This window comes from Chitinophaga sp., assembly GCF_036569185.1.
Lineage (GTDB): Bacteria > Bacteroidota > Bacteroidia > Chitinophagales > Chitinophagaceae > Chitinophaga.
Map to the genome: position 1 here is coordinate 1 of NZ_DATCRD010000010.1, position 19,549 is coordinate 19,549.

The window sequence follows — 19,549 nt, forward strand, 5'->3', positions numbered from 1 at the left end:
GTATACAGTAGGTGAGCCTATTATTTTACCTATAACAGATGGCAGGGTATTGCTGACACAGGGATTTCAGCAACCGGAAGATTTTATAAAGCTGACACCTGGTGTAAACCCGGTAAAGAGCTATATCCTGTTCCCCAATCCGGCCATCACCAATACCAGGGTTGTATTTGACCTGCTGGCAAAAGTAAATGTAACCCTTGAACTCATTAACCCTGCCGGACAGGTAATACACCACCAATTCCTGGAAATGGGCCCGGGCAAAAGCACCGTGGTATTACCAGTAAATCATTTCGCCTCTGGTATTTACACCGTTATGCTGAATGTAAACGGCAATGTATTCTTTGAGAAACTTATTGTGCAATAACAAGATCACCCTTTAACAGATGATATTATGAAATACAGTTATACACTCGTGCTTTTTGCCGGTATACTGGCCACAGGTATGCAGTTAACGGCACAAAAGGCCACTCAGAGGCCTCCAAATATCGGGGCCAGCTTCCTGCTGGTTAACCCTGATACCAGGAGTAGCGGTACCGGGGACGCCGCTACCGGTTTATCTGCAGACGCTAACTCCCTGTTCTCCAATGCCGCGAAAATAGTATTTGCAGGCGATTGGGGTGTGAGCGCCAATTATTCGCCCTGGATGTGGGAGCTGAACAATAATAAGTCCAACATGGCATATGTGTCCGGTTACAAAACCTGGAACGGAACAGAAGGTGTTGGGCTTTCCATGAAGTATTTTAATTATGGCTCCGTTACATTCCGGGATGATAACGGCACAGTGCTACAGGATTACAACCCTAAGGAATTTGCCATAGATGGTACCTATGCCAGAAAACTGGGCAATCACACATCGCTCGCACTCAGCATGCGATATGTGCGCAGCCAGCTGGGACAAGGCTCCTACAATAATACCCAGCAGAAACCGGCATCTGCAGTTGCAGGCGATATCAGCTATTACTACCAGAACAGTGTAGATAGGCTGGACTTCGGCAACCGCTACTGTTTTGGGGTAAGCATTACCAATATAGGTACAAAGCTGCAATACTCGGATGATAACAACAGGAAGAGCTTTCTGCCCATGAACCTTCGTATCGGTGGCGGCTATACGTTTGTACATACCCATGAACACGAATTCACACTTGCTGTAGACATCAATAAGTTACTGGTGCCCACTCCTCCCCTGTACGCACTGGATTCCAATGGCATAGAAACTGACCAGATCCTGAAGGGGAAAGACCCGAACCGCGGTATAGTGGATGCCATGTTCTCGTCTTTCGGCGATGCCCCCGGCGGTTTTCATGAAGAACTAAGAGAATTCACCATTGGATCGGGAATCGAATATGCATACAGGCAGGCGTTTTTTGTACGGGCCGGATACTTTTATGAACACCCGAACAAAGGCTACCGGCAACATTTTTCTGCAGGCCTGGGTGTTCGCGTATCCAATCTTGCGCTGGATATCGCCTACCAGTTACCCACAGGCGAAAGTTTAATCCAGAAAAGAACCCTGAAGTTTTCGCTGGTCTATAACATAGGAGGAAACCGGGATGAAGCCATACAACAATAAACTAATCCATTATTCAGCCACTTATCTGCTAAAATATCAAACATGAAAAACGAATCTGTAACACCCAATATGAAACCACTAATTATACTTGCATTTCTTTTGTTTGCAGGGTTTATGCCCCGCGTTTTTGCACAAGCATCTGTTAAGCCGGAAAATACCGGTGGTAATACAGGTAAAGTAAGGGATGCGTTATTTCCCACCTTCCAGAAAGACATTGCTGATCTGAAGAAAAGATCGGCCCCACCTATAATGGATCGTGCAGAAATCTCAAAAGACACCAAAGCCCGTCTTTTTACCAACTATCAGCCACAGCGCAGTAACTCTGCGCTCCGGTCGCGTACCTCCCAAAACAAGACAAGGCCTCTTCCATCTGACAGTGCCGCAGTGGCAAGACCGGATAACCAGGCCAAACAAGTTGTTCCCATACCTAACCAGGACGGCGGAGCATCACCTAAACCCAAAAAGAATTAAGCGCATCGTAAACTATTACAAAAATGATTATTATGAAAAAGATATGCTACCTGACCTTCCTGCTGTTGATGGTATCATTTCATATTGTACGGGCACAAAGCGGATTAACCGGAACCAACTACCAGGCAATAGCCCGCAATACGAATGGAACTATACTCAGCAACCAATCCTTAACGGTGCGTTTTTCTATCCTGGGGGGTTCTGCGGCAGGACCTGTACAATACCAGGAAACACATAGCACTACTACCAACACGCTGGGGCTATTTACTTTACAAATAGGTAAAGGAACTCCCTTAACCGGTACCTACAGCAGCGTTCCATGGGCAAATGCCAATCAGTATTTAAAAGTAGAAGTATCAATAAACGGCGGCAATTTTAATGAATTGGGGACCTCTCAATTAATGAGTGTTCCTTATGCATTGTATGCTGCCAACGGTAACCCCGGTCCGGCCGGACCAGCAGGAGCAACAGGTCCTGCCGGCCCCAAGGGTGATCCCGGGGCAGTTGGACCAGTAGGGCCTGTTGGACCTATAGGACCAGCCGGAGCTAAGGGCGATCCTGGTGTGGCCGGACCAGCAGGACCGGTTGGACCGGTAGGACCAGTAGGGCCTGCCGGAGCTAAGGGCGATCCTGGTGTGGCAGGTCCAGCAGGACCCGTTGGACCGGTAGGACCAGTAGGGCCTGCCGGAGCCAAGGGTGATCCCGGTGTAGCCGGACCAGCAGGACCCGTTGGACCGGTAGGGCCTGCCGGGGCTAAGGGCGATCCCGGAGTGGCCGGACCAGCAGGACCCGTTGGACCAGTTGGGCCGATAGGACCCGCCGGGGCCAAAGGCGATCCCGGAGTGGCCGGACCAGCAGGACCGGTTGGGCCTGCAGGACCTGCTGGAGCAGTTGGCCCTATAGGACCAGCAGGACCCGTGGGCCCTGTAGGACCAGCAGGACCTCAGGGACCTGCCGGCGATATTAACGGTGTTGCAGCCGGTGGCGATCTTTCGGGTACTTATCCCAATCCCCTGATAGGAGATGGAAAAGTAACCCTGGCGAAAATTGCACCGGGCGTAATTCCTACTACACTTCCCCCCAACGGACCTGCCGGTGGTGATCTTTCAGGTATTTATCCTAACCCGGTTGTACAGGGATTACAGGGTAAGCCGGTAAGCAATGTGGCTCCTGCAGCAGGACAGCTACTTAAATTTGATGGTGTACAATGGGTAGCTGGCGCGCCTCCGGGCGGTGGCCTTACCTTACCCTTTGTTGCCACAGAAAATAATGCCTCCACACTTTTCAGCATTACCAATGACGGCGATGGCACTTCTGTAGAAGGCGTCAATAATACCACCACCTCCAATATTGCGGCTGTAAGGGGTATTGTTGCCTCTGCTTCACCCGGTGGCTTTTCCAGTGGCGTGAGGGGTATCAATAACGGCACTGGCGGTTTAGGCGTTGGTGTTTACGGATCCCAGAATGGATCCGGCTGGGGAGTATATGGTGTTACGCCAAACGGACTTGGCGTTTACGGAAATGCCTCTGCCAATGGATACGGCGTATATGCCAACAGCAATACAGGCACCGGCCTCAACGCTACCAGCAATAGCGGTATACCGGCAAATATGTCCATCTATAATAACTCCAATAACAATAATGTTCTGGTTGCCAATACGGTAGGTAATGGTACCGTAATTAACGTAACGACCAGCGGTAACGGCGCGGGTGTACGAAGCAGCACAGTCGCCGGATTTGGTGTTCACGGTATTACCAGCGCCCAGACATCGGCCGGTGTTGTAGGCGATAATAACGGAGGTGGCGAAGCTGTTGTTGGCAGAACCACCAGCGATATTGCAGGATCTGTGGTTGGCCGGAATGACGGCGGTGGTTATGGGGTGCGTGGATTTATTGCTACCAATACCAGCAATACGGGAATAGGTGTTTATGGCCAGGTTGGCTTAAACAACAGTACAGGTAGAGCAGGACGTTTTGAAAACTTCAACAACACCAATACCGAAGCTAACACACTGGAGGTAACAAGCAATGGTAATGGCAATATTCCCGATAATACACTAGGCAATGCTTCTTCCTTCCTGCTGGATAACACCAATAGTGTGGGTGCCGCTGTAAGGGCCGAGGTAAATACCATTTTTGGCAACTTTGGCGCCGCGGGCGTATTTGGAGTTTCTTCCGGCACCGGTGGCCGTGCAGGCTTGTTCTATGCTTCTAACCCTTCAGGCAATGGCGCATCGCTGATAGCGCTGACAGATGGTAACGGCAATGCCATTACCGCAAATGCCGGTAAGGATGGAAACGGCGTAGAAACCAATATAGATGGAGCAGGAAACGCCCTGTATGCCTGGGTACCATCGTTTTCTACCGGCAGAGCGGGCAGGTTCGAGATTTTCAATGAATCCAATACCTCTGATGCCATCACTGTTAAAACTGTGGGCAATGGCATTGCCGGTAATTTTATGGTAGATAAGACAACAGGAACATCCCCCGCCGTTAAAGGAGAAGTAAACTCCCAGTTTGCCAATTTTGGTACAGCGGGTATATATGGACAGTCTTCCGGCACCGGTGGTTATGCAGGTCTATTTTACTCTTCCAACCCCGCAGGTAACGGTCCGGCTGTATTAGCGCTTTCAGAAGGTAGTGGTAATGGTATAACTGCCAATGCCGGTGGCAACGGCGATGGTGTTGAAGCTTCATGCGATGGAAGCGGGAATGCCATTTCCGGTTTTATTCCCAACTTCGGAACCGGTAAAGCAGGCAGGTTTGCCAACTTTAATAATGCCAATGGCCAACCGGTAGTGCACATTACCACTACCGGTACCGGCAACGGTATGCTGATTAATCATCAGGGACCGTCCGGAAGCATTGCGGTATTCCAGAGTTCCAGCGCCAACGTAGCCCGTATCAATAAAGCAGGCAGAGGCTTCTTTAATGGTGGAACCCAGAACAGTGGTGCGGATGTGGCCGAATCATTTGCAGTAGCAGGTGAGCGTAACACTTATGAAGCCGGGGATGTACTGGTGATCTCTACCCATACAGACCGTATGGTAGAAAAATCTTCCGGGGCTTATTCCACACTGGTAGCTGGCGTATTTGCTACTAAACCAGGGTTATTATTAACTGAGAAGGATATTGACGCGGATTTGGATACTGAAGTGCCAATGGGTGTAATAGGAGTGATTCCTACAAAGGTATGTAACGAGAATGGCGTTATTCACCGTGGAGACCTGCTGGTTACTTCCAGTAAGGCCGGTTATGCAATGAAAGCCGATATAGACAAAGTGAAACCGGGCCAGGTGCTCGGCAAAGCATTGCAGGAATTCAATGGTACAGAAGGGAAGATCAATGTATTGGTGAATGTAAAATAAGTGGTCCTGAATACGGCGAAAGGCGGGCGTCTACGGATGTCCGCCTTTTTTTATTTAAACTTATAGCAGGCCGGTGGTTTAGGATACTTTTGCAGGTTCAGCCGGATCAACATTATCACTCCTTATCAACACAAAAAGGCAAACAGCTCCGGAAGGAACTGTTTGCCAAATATATTGAGTTGCCTGTGAGGGCTATTACTAGATTCTGAAGTGAGAGAAAGCCTTGTTAGCTTCAGCCATACGGTGAGTATCTTCTTTCTTCTTGAATGCTGCGCCTTCACCTTTACTTGCTGCCACGATTTCGTTTGCGAGCTTATCAGCCATGCTCTTACCGTTTCTTTCGCCGGCGTAGCGTACTAACCATTTGATGCTCAGGGATATCTTTCTATCCGGACGAACTTCTGCAGGAATCTGGAAAGTAGCACCACCGATACGGCGGCTTCTAACTTCCACACCAGGAGTAACGTTCGCTAATGCTTTTCTCCAAACCTCATAACCGTTTTCACCGGTCATGGTGCTTACCTTATCCACAGCATCGTAGAAAATTTTATAGGCAACGCTCTTTTTTCCTTGTTCCATTACGTTATTAACAAAGCGGGTTACCAGCTTGTCATTGAACCGAGGATCCGGAGCCAGAGGCAATTTCTTTGCAGCTTGCTTTCTCATTTATTGAAAATTACGACTATTTATAATTATTATTTTTTAGCCTTTTCCTTTTTAGTACCATATTTGGAACGGCTCTGCTTTCTGTCTTTCACACCTGCAGTATCCAGGGAACCGCGAACGATGTGGTAACGAACACCTGGTAAATCTTTTACCCTTCCACCACGGATCAGTACGATAGAGTGCTCCTGCAAGTTGTGACCTTCACCAGGGATATAGGCAATCACCTCAACTTTGTTGGTTAAACGCACCTTCGCTACCTTACGCAGAGCGGAGTTCGGTTTCTTAGGCGTGGTAGTGTATACACGAGTACAAACGCCACGACGCTGAGGGCAGCTATCTAATGCCCTGGACTTAGACTTAGCCCGGATAATTTCTCTTCCTTTTCTTACTAATTGTTGTATAGTAGGCATTCTTTACCTAGTTTTTTATGTCGGTTTACAATGACATCCAAATTCCCCACAAAGGGATTTTGGGACGGCAAAGGTAAAACTATATGTGTGAATAACAAAATTGTTTCGAAAATATTTTTGCCGGAATGATCTCCTGGTATAAGCAGGGAAAGGTCTTATTATTCTGGTAGCAGCTCAGGATTACCAAAAACCGGATTGCAAAGGTATGATATCCCTTAGAAACTACCATAAAAAAAACAGGACCTTTTTATTGGTCCTGTTCTTATATCAATAATCATATATAAAATACTTATTTCCTGTCTATTAGATAGTTCCAGTGCCGGGTATCGGTAGTGCGGCCGGTACGGACATCATCCAATTGCCTGATTACTTCCGCCCCCACTTCATATTTGGTGGTATCCAGTTTAATCTGGGTTTCGAGATAATCCAGCTGTTCCACATAAGCAACGCTGGAAGCAGTGCCGGTACCAAATACCTCCCGGAGCGTACCGTTATTATAGGCGGTTACCACTTCATCGATAGAGATGGGCCTTTCCTCCACTTTAAGTCCCATATCCGCCAACACATCCATTACACTGGCGCGGGTTACTCCTTCCAGGATAGTGCCCTGGGTAAGGTCCGGGGTTATGGCCGTATTCCCGATAATGACAAAAACGTTCATAGTGCCGCATTCCTGCAGGTATTTATGCTCATAGCCATCTACCCAGAGGATCTGGTCGTAGCCCTTCTTTTTTGCCTGCATAGTAGGATACATGGTGCCTCCATAGTTACCTGCAGCTTTGGCGTAACCCACACCACCAGGAAAAGCACGTACATATTTATCCTGTACCAGTAATTTGATGGGCTTATTAAAATAGGCGCCTGAAGGCGAATTGATAATAACAAACTTATAGGTATCGGATGGGCGCACGCCAATAAACTCGTCCGCAGCGATCATAAAAGGACGAAGATAAAGGGAACAGCCTTTACCGGTAGGCACCCAGTTGCGGTCCAGGTCGATCAGCAAATCCATTCCTCCAATAAACAGCCACTCCGGTACCTGTGGCATTCCCATTCTTTCGGCTGAAGCATTAAAACGTTTATAGTTATCGTATGGCCGGAAGATCATAGGGTGGCCTTCCGGGTCTTTGTAAGCCTTGATTCCTTCAAAGATGGCCTGCCCGTAGTGCCAGGCGGCGTTTGAAGGACTTACAGACAGGTGCTGGAAAGGCAATATCTCTGCATTTTTCCATTCTTTGCCGTCAAAATCGGCCACCAGCATATGGTCGGCATACATCCGGCCAAATACCAGGTTATTGAAATCAACCTCACTCAACCTGCTTTGCGTAGTTTTGGTGACTTTGATCTTCTGAAGTGCCTCTTCCTTAACTGTTGATTTATCTACCATCATGGTTAATCAATTTTATCTCGATATTTTTACATTTTAATCGCTGTGCCACCGGTGCCCTATAGAACCGGCAGTGCAAATAAACTGATTTTTCCCCAGAGGGGCCTTTCATATTAAATTAAACGATAATAAATATGTCGCTTGAGCAAACCCAACTTGATCCGTACTTCCTGGCTAAAATCTTTACCCAGCCAATCATTCCCGGGAAAAGCACGCCGGCTGCTGCTGCGGAAAAAGTGGCGCCCAAAGTCAAATATTTAGGAGAAAATCAAAAAAACATTGCGCTCTTCATACAAAACGGAAATGAAGCGTACTTAAATGAAGAATTATTCAACCTCCTCACTAATATATTAAATGCCTGTAAACTGGGAATGCAGGATGTATCGCTTATTAACGTGATCCACTACCCTTCTCTCACGTTTCCGGACTGGCAGGCAGCCGTGAAGATAGAACGGAGCGTTGTATTTGGGATTGCACCGGAGCAGCTTGGATTAAATGATATTCCTCCCTACCAGCTGGTAACGGTAAACGGTACCACATTACTGTTTTCCGATGAGCTATCGTTGATAGGTAGTGATAAAATGCTGAAAGCCAGGCTGTGGGCAGGATTAAAACAATTATTAGGGATCTAAAATTTCTTTCCGGATTATATGAAGTTGATATTCGCTACCAATAATCAAAATAAAGTAAAAGAGTTCCGGTCGTTACTGGGAGATCAGTTTGAGATCATTACCCTCCTGGAAGCCGGCATCGATATAGATATTCCCGAACCACACGATACCCTGGAAGCCAATGCCAGAGAAAAATCAGTTACCATTCACCGGATGACAGGGGAAAACTGTTTCGGAGAGGATACCGGCCTGGAAATAGCCGCCCTCAACGGGGCACCGGGGGTACTATCTGCCCGCTACGCGGGAGAAAAGAAAGAAGCCGCCGACAACATTGCGAAGGTATTGCGCGAACTGGAAGGAGAAACTAACCGCGCCGCGCAGTTCCGTACCGTTATTTCCCTGGTACTGAATGGAAAGGAATACCAGTTTGAGGGCGTGAGCAAAGGCCATATCACTACGGCTGTTAAAGGAGAAAAAGGATTTGGCTATGACCCGATCTTTATCCCTGAAGGAGAAACACGGGCTTTCGCTGAAATGAATCTTTCCGAAAAGAACAGGTATAGTCACCGGGCAAGAGCCTTCGAAAAATTTGTGGCCTTCCTGAAACAAACAACAAACGTTTAGCATCTCCCTAAAAAATAACAATGGCAAGGATTAAGATAGATTTACCGGCAGCATTTCCATTCAGTTTTCAAATGCCTGTGCGGATCCAGGATATTAATTATGGCAACCACGTAGGCAATGACGCCATTCTTTCTATTATACATGAAGCCAGGATCCGGTTCCTCGGCGCCCTGGGCTATAAAGAGCTGGACCACGAAGCCGGCAGCGGCTTTATTATGGCAGATGTGGCAATTGCTTATAAAGGGGAAGGTTTTTATGGAGATATATTTGAAATAGCTGTTGCAGCAGGTGAATTTAACGCCCTGGGCTTCGAATTATTTTATCTTATCACTGCTAACCGGAACGGACAAACGATCACGATCGCGGAAGCTAAAACCGGCATGATATGTTTTGATTACAAAGCGCGTAAAATAGTAAAGCTGCCGGCAGATATGAGAGCACGCCTGGAAACAGGAAAATAAAAACAACAGATCATGGATATAACAACAACGCCCACTGCAGTGGAACAGGTGATTACGGCACGCCGTACAATAAAACCAACCAGTATGAACGGCCGGAAAATTGCGGATGAAACCGTGCAGCAATTGCTGCAGCTGGCCGATTGGGCCCCTACCCACGGGTATACCGAGCCCTGGTATTTTGTAGTGTACAGCGGCGACAAAGTAGCCCGGTTTTGTTCCGACCACGCCGAGATGTACAAACAATTTACTCCCGCCGACAAATACATTCCGGGCAACTACGATAAACTGAAAACACAGGGCAACCTGGCATCTCATGTACTGGCCATTTGCATGAAACGGGGCAATAACCCGAAGATCCCTGCGCTGGAAGAAATTGCAGCGGTATCATGCGCTGTGGAAAATATATGGCTGGGCGCTACCGCCCTGGGTATTGCCGCTTACTGGGGCTCCGGTGGTATGACCTACCACCCTGCCATGCGGGATTATTTTGGTTTGGGAGAAGAAGACCTGGTACTGGGCTTCTTTTATATGGGTTATACAGATGAACCTGCCCAACCCGGAAGAAGAATGAAACCTTTTGATCAGAAGTTTAAGTGGATGTGATTTTCCGGAAGATGGAGATCTTACGGTTTCCATCTTCCGGAAAAATTATTTTAACAGATAACCATTTGCTTCTTCCGCAAAGCTGCTGATCTGCGTGGCTACCCAATGTTCATCTTTATGTAATACTTCCGCCATGATCCTTGCTACGGCGGGGGCTATACGCAGAGCTTCCCTGGCGTCGAGAAAAAGCAGGCGGGTGCGGCGGGCCAGGAAATCTTCAATATTACGGGCCATTTCTTCCTTCACAGCCCATACTACCTGCGCTTTAATGATATGATAGTCACGGCTCAGTTCTTCCTGCAGGTCGGGCTGTCGCGCCACCATCTGGTGCAGGTGCAGTACATCGCTGCCATAAAAATACCAGGGATCATCCCAGTTAACATTACCAGATGCACCGTGAATTTTCAGGTGATGGGTAACGGAAGAAGTAGTTTTCCATCTCAGCACCTCTTCCAGCTTTTGTATAACATCTTCCGCCATGCGGCGATAGGTGGTCCATTTGCCACCGATAATGGTAACAAGTTTTGATTTCGAAACAATGATCTTATGGCTGCGGGAGATCTCTTTTGTTTTATGTCCTTCCGCTTTAGCGGCAGCCAGCGGGCGGAGGCCGGCCCAAACACTGCGGACATCGGAGCGTTGCGGCGCCCTTGACAAATACTGACCGGCGGTACGGAGAATAAAAGCGATTTCTTCTTCCAGCGCGCGGGGCTCCAGGCTGATGTGACTGATGGGAGTATCTGTAGTGCCCATCACCACTTTGTTGTGCCAGGGCACAATAAACAGCACCCTCCCGTCGCTGGTAGACGGGATCATCAGGGCATTATGCCCCGGCAGGAAATCGCTGTCGAGCACCAGGTGCACTCCCTGGCTGGCAGCAATGGATCTGGGCGCGGCCGGGTTATCCATTTCCAGCACATCATCTGCAAATACGCCGGTAGCATTGATCACCGCCCGTGTATTGAGATAAATTTCCTCCCCTCCGTCCAGTGTATCCTTCACCGTTAGCCCGCTGATATTTCCCTGTTCATCTTTCCGCAAACCGGTCACCCTCATATAATTCAATACAGTACCTCCGTTGTCTGAAATAGATTGAGCCAGGTTGATGGCCAGGCGGGAATCATCAAATTGGCCATCATGATATAACACACCTCCGGCGAGCTTGTCCTGTTTAAGTGTAGACAGGCGCTCCAGTGTGGCTGACCTGGAAATATGCACTGATTTACCAAGACTAAGTCGCCCGGCCAGCCAGTCGTACATTTTGAGGCCAATGGTGTACTTCAGATTCTCCCATAAGTTAAAAGTAGGAATAACAAAAGCAAGGTTACGCACCAGATGGGGCGCATTGGCAGCCAGCAGTCCCCGTTCCACACTGGCTTCCCTTACCAGCGACACATCGCCCTGTGCGAGGTACCGTACGCCTCCGTGTACCAGCTTTGTGCTTTTACTGGAAGTGGATTTTGCAAAATCCACCTGTTCCAGCAGCAGGGTTCTGTAACCTCTTGTTACCGCTTCCAGGGCAGTCCCGAGGCCGGTAGCCCCTCCACCAATCACTATAATATCCCAGGGTTCAGGGTCTTTTCTTAATGAGGCAACGAGCGTTTCTCTGTTCATAAGCCAGTTTTCATTGGACTTGCCAATCATATACAAAATACTGCGGATTCCGGTACCTGACAAATAAAGCGACCGGCTTCCAGAAAACTTAACGGCCGGGAGGGTTAAAAGTTTTAAATTCAGGAACATTTAGGCATTAAAAATGTTCCTCCATAGAAACCATTCAATTTTACGAATTAATATGCTGACCAGGATACACCTTAATTACACCTGTTTTTTGCAAATGCTGCTGCTAACGGTGCTGGCCACCGGAAGTTATAAGGCTGATGCACAGGGCCGGAAACGTAAAGCGAAGAGCGATACCATCCACCTGGTAGCTGTAGACAGCGCCACTATCAGCAAAAGTATCCAGGCACTATCAAAGGATACCAACCGGGTAAAAAAGTCGGACACCTCCGTGTCGATCCTGATCAACCGTATTGAGGGTTACACCCTTACACTGAATGACCTTATGAGCTCCCTGCGCCGTGGGTTTGATACATCGAGGATCGTTGCCGGCCTGCCACTGACAGACACCTCTCTTGCGCTGGTGAAGTATAATATTGCCAGTTTGGGACGTACTCCCAATATCAATGATATATATACCAACAAGGTAATGCTGGAACAGCTGCAGCGAAAGCTCACCTCCTGGCAAGGGGCGCTTTTTTCCTATTATGAGAAGCTGAAAAATATCAATGACACTATCCGGCTTATCCGGGGGGATACGGCAATGCGGAACGTGCCGGCTGAAGATGACCTGTACGGATTTTATCTCGGGCAGGTGACCAACCTGGTACTTAAATTCCGTTCGGTAGACAGCGCCAACAAAGCCAGTTTGATTAAGATAGGGCTGCTGCAAAACCAGGTGGCCAACCGGTACATCGAGGCCTCCAATCTTTATGAGGATATGGATTACCGCCTGCAGCAATTTGCCTCCAACATGTTTGTACGGGACTACAGGTACCTGTGGAAGCCTCACCGCGACAGTATCAATCCGCTTGAATTTTTCCCGGTATTGAAAAACTCGTTGCATAAAAGTACCAAGGTACTGGCCATCTTCTTTTCTATACAATGGCCGGTATTTTTTGTATGGCTGTTACTGGCAGTATTATTTTCCTGGTGGGTATACAATAATATTCAACGCATCCGGCATAATCATACAGAACAGGAAGGGGAAACCATACTACAGCATGCGCGGTACCTGTACCGCTACCCGGTGTCATGCACCATTGTGTTGATAGCCACATTGTCGTCTGTACTATCGGTACGTTATCCCATCCTTTTTACAGAAATCACCTGGGGTTTAAATGTGATCGCACTGAGCATTATCTTCCGCACACATCTCCCTAAAACATTATTCAGAAGCTGGTTATTGCTGATCGGGCTATTATTTGTTTACAGCCTGAATAACCTACTGATTGAAATCACCTATGCGGAACAATGGGGATTACTGATTGGCGCTGTTCTTTCGTTACTGCTGGGAAACCGGTTGCTGAAAGAATCGTCGCTCACCACCTTTGCGCAACCTAAATTTACACGGCCCGTATTGATGCTGTTTATGCTTACCAGTGCTTTTTCCCTGCTCATGGTCATTTTAGCGAGGGTAGGCACCGCCAAAATAATGGGATCTACAGCCGTAGTGTGCACTGTAATGGCACTGAGCCTGTTTGTACTCGTGAAAATACTGATGGAAGCCGTGTACCTGCAGGTAGAAGCCAATAAAGATTCCAGCACCTTCATTTCCTTTATGGATTACCAGGAGGTCCAGAAAAAACTGAAAACCTTCCTGACCATCCTGGCCTTTGTAGGCTGGCTGGTGATTATATCGCGCAGTGTTTATTTGTATGATATCATTTACGAAGTAATTGAAGACATTCTGTCTTCCCGGCATAAGCTCGGTAATTCAGATTTTACTTTCAGCAGCGTCATCATTTTTATACTGGTGATATGGGTGGCCACAGTAGCTTCCCAGTTGATTGCCTATATGTTTGGCAACACAGGTCAAAGTGCCAGTCCTAATAAGAAAACAAAATTCGGTTCCGCCCTGTTGCTGCTTCGCCTGGCTGTACTGGCCGGAGGTGTGTTGCTGGCATTTGCCGCTTCCGGCATCCCGATGGACAAAATTACTATAGTCATCGGCGCCCTTGGTGTGGGTATTGGTTTTGGTTTACAAAACATAGTGAACAACCTGGTATCCGGTATCATTCTCGCTTTTGAAAAACCAATAGAAGTAGGTGATGTGATAGAGCTGGGCCCACGGTCCGGTGTTGTAAAGGAGATAGGAATCCGTTCCAGTAAGATCAGCGCCTATGACGGTTCTGAAGTGATTGTTCCCAACGGCGACCTCATATCACAACAGCTGATCAACTGGACCAGGACCAACCGGAATAAGCGGATAACCTTAGCGATTGGCGTGAACTACGGCAGTAATATTGACCAGGTTACCCAAATTATCGGCTCTGCCTTTACCGGTCGTAAGGATGTACTCACTGTTCCTGCCCCCTTTATACAACTGACCGACTTCGGGGATAATGCGGTGAATTTCAAGGTATACTTCTGGGTGGGGGACCTCGATAATGCAGGAAGGCTGCAGAACGAGGTGATGTCTTTTATTTATACCGCCCTTAACCAGGCGGGTATTGAAATCCCTTATCCACAGCGGGATTTACATATCCGTTCTGTAGATGAGGCTATATTAAAAAAATGGGATAAGCCGGCTCCGGGTGGTACCGTTTAAAAAAAAATTGCAAAAAACGTTGGATTCATTTTGAATTTTCATTTTTAAGCCGTTATCTTTGCACTCCCGTTTTGGCGTAGTAGTCGCTACTGATAGTGGTTACAGCAGTACAAACGGAGAATAAGGCGAGGTAGCTCAGGTGGTTAGAGCGTTGGATTCATAACCCAAAGGTCTCGGGTTCAACTCCCGATCTCGCTACGAAGAAAAAGGCTTTTAGACGTTGTCTGGAAGCCTTTTCTCTTTTAAGAGTTATTCCGCATTTTCATAACAGAGTTGTTGAATGACTAGTTTCCTCAAATCACATAATTTTCATCTCGTCTGACAGAAATTATTGAAAGACAAAATCAAAATGAGATTTTCTCATTTTTCTAGTAATGATTTAACTAAAAACACCCATTCTTAAAGTTCTCTTCAGCATTTAAAGATTATATTGAAATTAACTTAGTTGTTAATGAGAAGAATAATTGTACGATTTCATCATTTGGTGAATTGGATCAAAGGCATTGGTATCAACAGACCTAAAGTGCTATTGGAAATTTTTATCTCAATTGGTTTTGTAACATACCTAACATACCAACAGACAAAAATATCAAAACAACAGCTAGCTATATCAGAACAACAACAAAAGATAGTTGACTTTGATCATAAGATTAGTGTTTACGAGCATAGTGCCCGGTTTAATTTCACAACAGTTTCAGATCAACAAGATAGCCTGGGAAATTGTCTGACAGAAGGTATCATTATTGAGAATAAAGGATACCCCATCAAAGATTGTAGCATCGATATTTACACTTTCGTTGAGATCCAAATAGACTCTGTAGTAGGTTCTGAACTTAGAAAGATAAAAACAGTAATTATTCCTATCGAATTATACTTTACTATTGGCGCCATAACAAACGATGAAAAAGGGGTACTGGCGGCATATACACAAACATACAACTGCAAAAAGTATTTCGCAGTGCAGCACGAGTTTCAAAAACATATTGAGACCTACTATTGGACAATGAGAAAATTTCATCTTGTTGAAATAGGCTATTTAGATTTTTTGGATAAGAGAGACACTACTTATTTAAGCGATTATCAACATCGTGCGAATTTAGGAATTATGCAGAATGAAGCTAAGCAGTTACTGAGAATATATAAAGAATTCGACAGGCTATCTATATATAACTTTAACTATAATCTTTTAAAAAGAATAGTTCATTATAGCTATTGGAATAGCTATCCGTTCATTTTACGACCGGGCATACTATTGAATTCTAACAAATCATAATACAAACAGTCTCCCTGTACTATATTGGTGTGGGCATTTTTAACCATCCGTCCGAGCGGATATGCGGAAGCTGGGCGAATATCGCTATAACCTAAAAGCTCTGCGAGGCGGGCAAATTCATGGATATTTGCATGACGGACCTCCTTATCGTTCCCCACAGCATTATTAATCTTTCACCGACGAGGGGCTTATGCCTCGCTGATAAGTTTAAATATCAAACCGAAGGAGGCGCCTCCTTCTCCCCCGGGCGGGTTCCAAACAATGGGGAATTCTATAGTTTTATATCTCAATGCCTATTATTACGACATAAAGCGCACTTTGGGACACTAAAGTATAATTTAAGACACTAAACACTATTTAGGACACTAAAACTGCATATTAAGACATTAAATGACATTTTAGGACACTAAATCACACCTTTTGTGACGCAATACGTTGACATTGCCATATTAAAACGGTATATTCGCTAAAATGCCTGTTATAAATATTATAGATTTTGTGTCGTAATGAGAGCTAGTCAAGAAACCATAAATCAGGAAGTGGAAGTAATCCGTAAAGCCCTTGAAAAATTCAAGGATGGGGCTTCCATTGAGGGTATTAAAAAAGCAACAGGTTTAGCCCTGGAGCGGCGCACCTTATTAAGGCGATTGGATAAGCTCGTAGAGCAGGGGATCGTTACAACTTCTGGCAGAACGCGGGCAATGCTCTACCGCTTGGCAGAAGTACCTGCCCAAACTACAGAAGAAAAAGATAATAAAGCGGTCAATGGGGCCGAGGCAGATATAATACCCCTGTCTGATGAAGGAAGAGAAATATTAGCAGCCGTTTCCCGGCCTACTGCCGTTCGCCACCCGGTGGGATATAATCTGGATTTTCTGCTTTCATATCGTCCGAATGTTGATAGTTACCTGTCACCGGATGAAAAACGCAAGTTGATAGAATTGGGAAAAACAGCACGACTAGACCAGCCTGCAGGAACCTACGCAAAGGAAATCCTACAAAGGCTGTTGATTGATTTATCATGGAACTCAAGCCGCCTTGAAGGAAACACTTATAGCTTGCTGGATACGCAACAGCTTATTTCCCAAGGCAAGATTGCGGATAATAAATCGGCTATGGAAGCGCAGATGATTCTGAACCACAAGGATGCCATCGAATTTATTGTGCAATCTGCTGAAGAAATCGGATTTAACCGCTATACCATCACAAACTTGCACGCCTTGCTGTCCAACAACCTTTTGACGGACCCCGGCGCATCCGGTAGATTGCGGACCTTCGGGGTTGGTATCGGTAATTCCGTGTATACGCCGTTAGGGATACCGCAGCAGATCGAAGAAATGTTCGACATCATGCTGGAAAAGGCAAGGGAAATAACAGACCCTTTTGAGCAAGCCTTCTTTATCATGGTGCAATTGCCATATTTACAGCCATTTGATGATGTGAACAAACGCGTGTCGCGGCTTGCTGCGAACATTCCTTTAAACAGGCTTAACCTCGCGCCATTGGCGTTTGTTGATGTCCCAGAGGATATGTATGTCAAAGGTTTGTTGGGCGTGTACGAGCTCAATCGTGTTGAGCTATTCAAAGACGTATTCATATGGGCTTATGAGCGTTCAGCCCTACGTTATGCCGCGTTACGTCAGTCATTGGGTGAACCCGATCCGTTCCGACTAAAATACCGTGACGAAATTCGCGCCCTTGTTGCGGAGATCGTATCGAATGCCATGACTCCAAACAAAGCTGCAATGATAATCAAAGCTAAGTCATTGAGACTTCCTATCGCAGACCAGCGGAAGTTTGTCGAAACTGTAGACACGGAACTTCTTTCTCTACATGACGGTAACTTTGCGCGATATTATATTCGCCCCGCAGAATTTAAAAAATGGAAAGAAGTTTGGCGCAAAAAATGACATTCCGTCACCCCGGTAAATTGACAAAAACCTCCAAATCTTGCGTGAATTGATTAAACAAACCCTCTTTTCCCGCTATGAAGAAGAGATCTTCCCGAATTGCCTGAGGGCTGTTCTACAAAGAACAGCCCTTTCTTATTTACATTCATAATTACATATTAAAGCAGGATACGACAAGGTGTTCTGAGTTGCTCTACGGTAAATATGGAGTTTGGGCCCAACTCAGCGAAGGCTGCTCTTTGTTAAGCAGCCTTCGCTGAGTTTATATTCGAGTTGCCGGTCATTAAATTACGGTGTAACAAAGTTGGTTCCAGTACCTCCCATTCAATATGAGAATAGGTTTGAACCACATCTTTTTATTTTGCGTTTACACCCAGCTTGTAACACAGGTTTTTCATATTGCACAAATGTGATGAAGCATTTTCCTGCTTAAACCATCGCTGGTTTATATTTCCATTCAACTTTGTAATTTCATTTTGCAGTAAAGACCATTCACCGGAAGTTTGCTGAACCATTTTTTATAGGCGGAGTTCTCCATAACATCGTTGATTACCTTTTCTTCCAGATCATTGATCTTTTTATTCACAGCGCCTTATCCTAATTCTTAATAATAGTATTTATTACGGCCTCTACTGAAGCCGGACATCGTATACGGCATCTGATAGTCTAAGGCGATGCAACTTAACTCAGCAATAGGCTCCCCCCTTGCCTCAGTTAGCCGTGTGCACAGGATAAAATATTCCGCTTAATGTTTCATCCAACGCTTTTCCCGACAATGTTTTTCCAATTATAATTCCATCAGGATCGATCAAAAAATTCTGAGGAATTGCCTGGACGCCATATGATTTCGCAGCGGCACTATCCCAAAATTTCAGATCAGAAAGCTGAAGCCATGGAAGTCCGTCATTTTTAACTGCTGCCAACCACAATGCCTTGCTGTCAGACTTATCGAGAGAAATACCGACAATTGTGAAGTTCCGGTCCTTGAATTTATTGTATACCTTAACCAGGTTGGGGTTCTCTGCCCTGCATGGCCCGCACCAGGAAGCCCAGAAGTCGACCAACACATATTTGCCACGAAATGACGAAAGTTTAACCAGCTTTCCTTCTGCATCAGGCACTTCAAAATCGGGCGCAGATTGCCCTATTGCAGTTACTTTCATTTTATCCAGGTTAGCGGCCACTTTTTTACCTTCCTTGCTATTTTTAATTTTGAATGATAAACCATCGAACAAAGGTTTCACTACGTCATAGCGTTGCTCATAAGCGATTTTGGGAAACAATTCCAAGCTGAGCATTGATGCAGGATGGGACTGGATGAACTTCATATAGGCATCTTTGGTCATGTCACTAAACCGCTTCCGAAAGCCTTCCACTTTGGCCTCGTAATCCTGCGTTGACTGTGGCGACAACTTCCCTTTCATGAATAGCCTGTCTTCATCGGTCATTTGTGATAAGCCGACATCAACCAGGTTATTAAGATCATTATAATCATTATTCCTGGGCGTTCCGGTTACCTGCGCTCCTTCTACTGTAGCTCCATTCGTTTTAATATGGATGCTACCCGGCTCAAGATAAACGGTTATCTGTTCAAGGCTGTTAGTTCTCCCAACACCTTTTGTATCAAAGGTTAATGTAGCGGATACCGGCGAAGCGGGCACCGCACCGGCAAATTTGAAAACGCCATTCCTTAACCCCACGGAATCAATGATGGACTTACCTTTCATCGTATACTCCAGGTATGCCTTTTCAGGAGCGTTGCCTGTACCATATTTACCATTGATAGTAAACTTATTATTACTCTGGGCAAAAGCTGTCAATGACATTATTGACAAACCGGCTATAATTAACTTTCTCAATTTAAA

The 19,549-nt window shown here is 46.1% G+C and carries 16 protein-coding genes and 1 tRNA gene; 12 read left to right on the top strand and 5 right to left on the bottom strand.

All coding sequences use genetic code 11. The annotated features are described in order from the left end of the window. From VIM72_RS00680 to VIM72_RS00695, 4 genes are all read left to right on the top strand, one after another. Window positions 1–364: T9SS type A sorting domain-containing protein (locus VIM72_RS00680; RefSeq protein WP_332000946.1), on the top strand; the 364-nt coding region annotated here is incomplete at its 5' end. A 27-nt stretch (window positions 365–391) separates the two neighbouring features. After that, a complete protein-coding gene (gene porV / locus VIM72_RS00685) occupies window positions 392–1,570 on the top strand; it encodes a type IX secretion system outer membrane channel protein PorV (protein WP_332000947.1) in 1,179 nt (392 codons plus the stop codon). A gap of 42 nt (window positions 1,571–1,612) precedes the next feature. Continuing rightward, entirely contained in the window at window positions 1,613–2,041 is a 429-nt protein-coding gene (locus VIM72_RS00690) for a hypothetical protein (protein ID WP_332000948.1), read from the top strand. A gap of 32 nt (window positions 2,042–2,073) precedes the next feature. After that, window positions 2,074–5,409 (top strand): hypothetical protein, encoded by a 3,336-nt coding sequence (locus VIM72_RS00695; RefSeq protein ID WP_332000949.1) that lies wholly within the window; start codon window positions 2,074–2,076, stop codon window positions 5,407–5,409. A 198-nt stretch (window positions 5,410–5,607) separates the two neighbouring features. Here the strand turns inward: VIM72_RS00695 and rpsG are convergent, their stop codons facing one another. The 3 genes from rpsG to VIM72_RS00710 form a co-directional block, all read right to left on the bottom strand. Further along, window positions 5,608–6,075: a 30S ribosomal protein S7 gene (rpsG, locus tag VIM72_RS00700; RefSeq protein ID WP_142685965.1), complete on the bottom strand. Its 468-nt coding sequence runs from the start codon at window positions 6,073–6,075 to the stop codon at window positions 5,608–5,610. 29 nt (window positions 6,076–6,104) lie between these two features. After that, the gene (gene rpsL, locus VIM72_RS00705; RefSeq protein WP_012789278.1) at window positions 6,105–6,485 is read right to left on the bottom strand and encodes a 30S ribosomal protein S12; all 381 of its coding nucleotides are present in this window, start codon (window positions 6,483–6,485) and stop codon (window positions 6,105–6,107) included. 289 nt (window positions 6,486–6,774) lie between these two features. After that, a complete protein-coding gene (locus VIM72_RS00710; RefSeq protein ID WP_332000950.1) occupies window positions 6,775–7,875 on the bottom strand; it encodes a branched-chain amino acid aminotransferase in 1,101 nt (366 codons plus the stop codon). Window positions 7,876–8,006: 131 nt separating this feature from the next. Here VIM72_RS00710 and VIM72_RS00715 point away from each other — a divergent pair, with 131 nt between their 5' ends. The 4 genes from VIM72_RS00715 to VIM72_RS00730 are packed head-to-tail and all read left to right on the top strand — an operon-like array spanning window position 8,007 to window position 10,171. Next, window positions 8,007–8,504: a hypothetical protein gene (locus VIM72_RS00715; RefSeq protein WP_332000951.1), complete on the top strand. Its 498-nt coding sequence runs from the start codon at window positions 8,007–8,009 to the stop codon at window positions 8,502–8,504. Between the two features lie 18 nt (window positions 8,505–8,522). Next, window positions 8,523–9,107 (top strand): RdgB/HAM1 family non-canonical purine NTP pyrophosphatase, encoded by a 585-nt coding sequence (rdgB, locus tag VIM72_RS00720; RefSeq protein ID WP_332000952.1) that lies wholly within the window; start codon window positions 8,523–8,525, stop codon window positions 9,105–9,107. Window positions 9,108–9,127: 20 nt separating this feature from the next. Then, window positions 9,128–9,568, top strand: coding sequence for a thioesterase family protein (locus VIM72_RS00725; RefSeq protein WP_332000953.1), 441 nt, complete (start codon window positions 9,128–9,130; stop codon window positions 9,566–9,568). A 12-nt stretch (window positions 9,569–9,580) separates the two neighbouring features. Then, the gene (locus VIM72_RS00730) at window positions 9,581–10,171 is read left to right on the top strand and encodes a nitroreductase (protein WP_332000954.1); all 591 of its coding nucleotides are present in this window, start codon (window positions 9,581–9,583) and stop codon (window positions 10,169–10,171) included. A 45-nt stretch (window positions 10,172–10,216) separates the two neighbouring features. Here the strand turns inward: VIM72_RS00730 and VIM72_RS00735 are convergent, their stop codons facing one another. After that, window positions 10,217–11,785, bottom strand: a complete 1,569-nt coding sequence (locus VIM72_RS00735) for a glycerol-3-phosphate dehydrogenase/oxidase (protein WP_332000955.1) — start codon at window positions 11,783–11,785, stop codon at window positions 10,217–10,219. A gap of 181 nt (window positions 11,786–11,966) precedes the next feature. Between VIM72_RS00735 and VIM72_RS00740 the strand changes: the two genes are divergently transcribed. The 4 genes from VIM72_RS00740 (at window position 11,967) to VIM72_RS00755 (ending at window position 17,684) form a co-directional block, all read left to right on the top strand. Further along, a complete protein-coding gene (locus VIM72_RS00740) occupies window positions 11,967–14,501 on the top strand; it encodes a mechanosensitive ion channel family protein (RefSeq protein ID WP_332000956.1) in 2,535 nt (844 codons plus the stop codon). Window positions 14,502–14,625: 124 nt separating this feature from the next. After that, window positions 14,626–14,699, top strand: a tRNA-Met gene (locus VIM72_RS00745). A gap of 253 nt (window positions 14,700–14,952) precedes the next feature. Next, entirely contained in the window at window positions 14,953–15,774 is an 822-nt protein-coding gene (locus VIM72_RS00750) for a hypothetical protein (RefSeq protein ID WP_332000957.1), read from the top strand. Window positions 15,775–16,280: 506 nt separating this feature from the next. Further along, window positions 16,281–17,684, top strand: coding sequence for a Fic family protein (locus tag VIM72_RS00755; protein WP_332000958.1), 1,404 nt, complete (start codon window positions 16,281–16,283; stop codon window positions 17,682–17,684). A gap of 710 nt (window positions 17,685–18,394) precedes the next feature. Here the strand turns inward: VIM72_RS00755 and VIM72_RS00760 are convergent. Further along, complete coding sequence (locus VIM72_RS00760; protein WP_332000959.1) at window positions 18,395–19,510, bottom strand: AhpC/TSA family protein; 1,116 nt, start codon at window positions 19,508–19,510, stop codon at window positions 18,395–18,397. Between the last annotated feature and the right edge of the window lie 39 nt (window positions 19,511–19,549).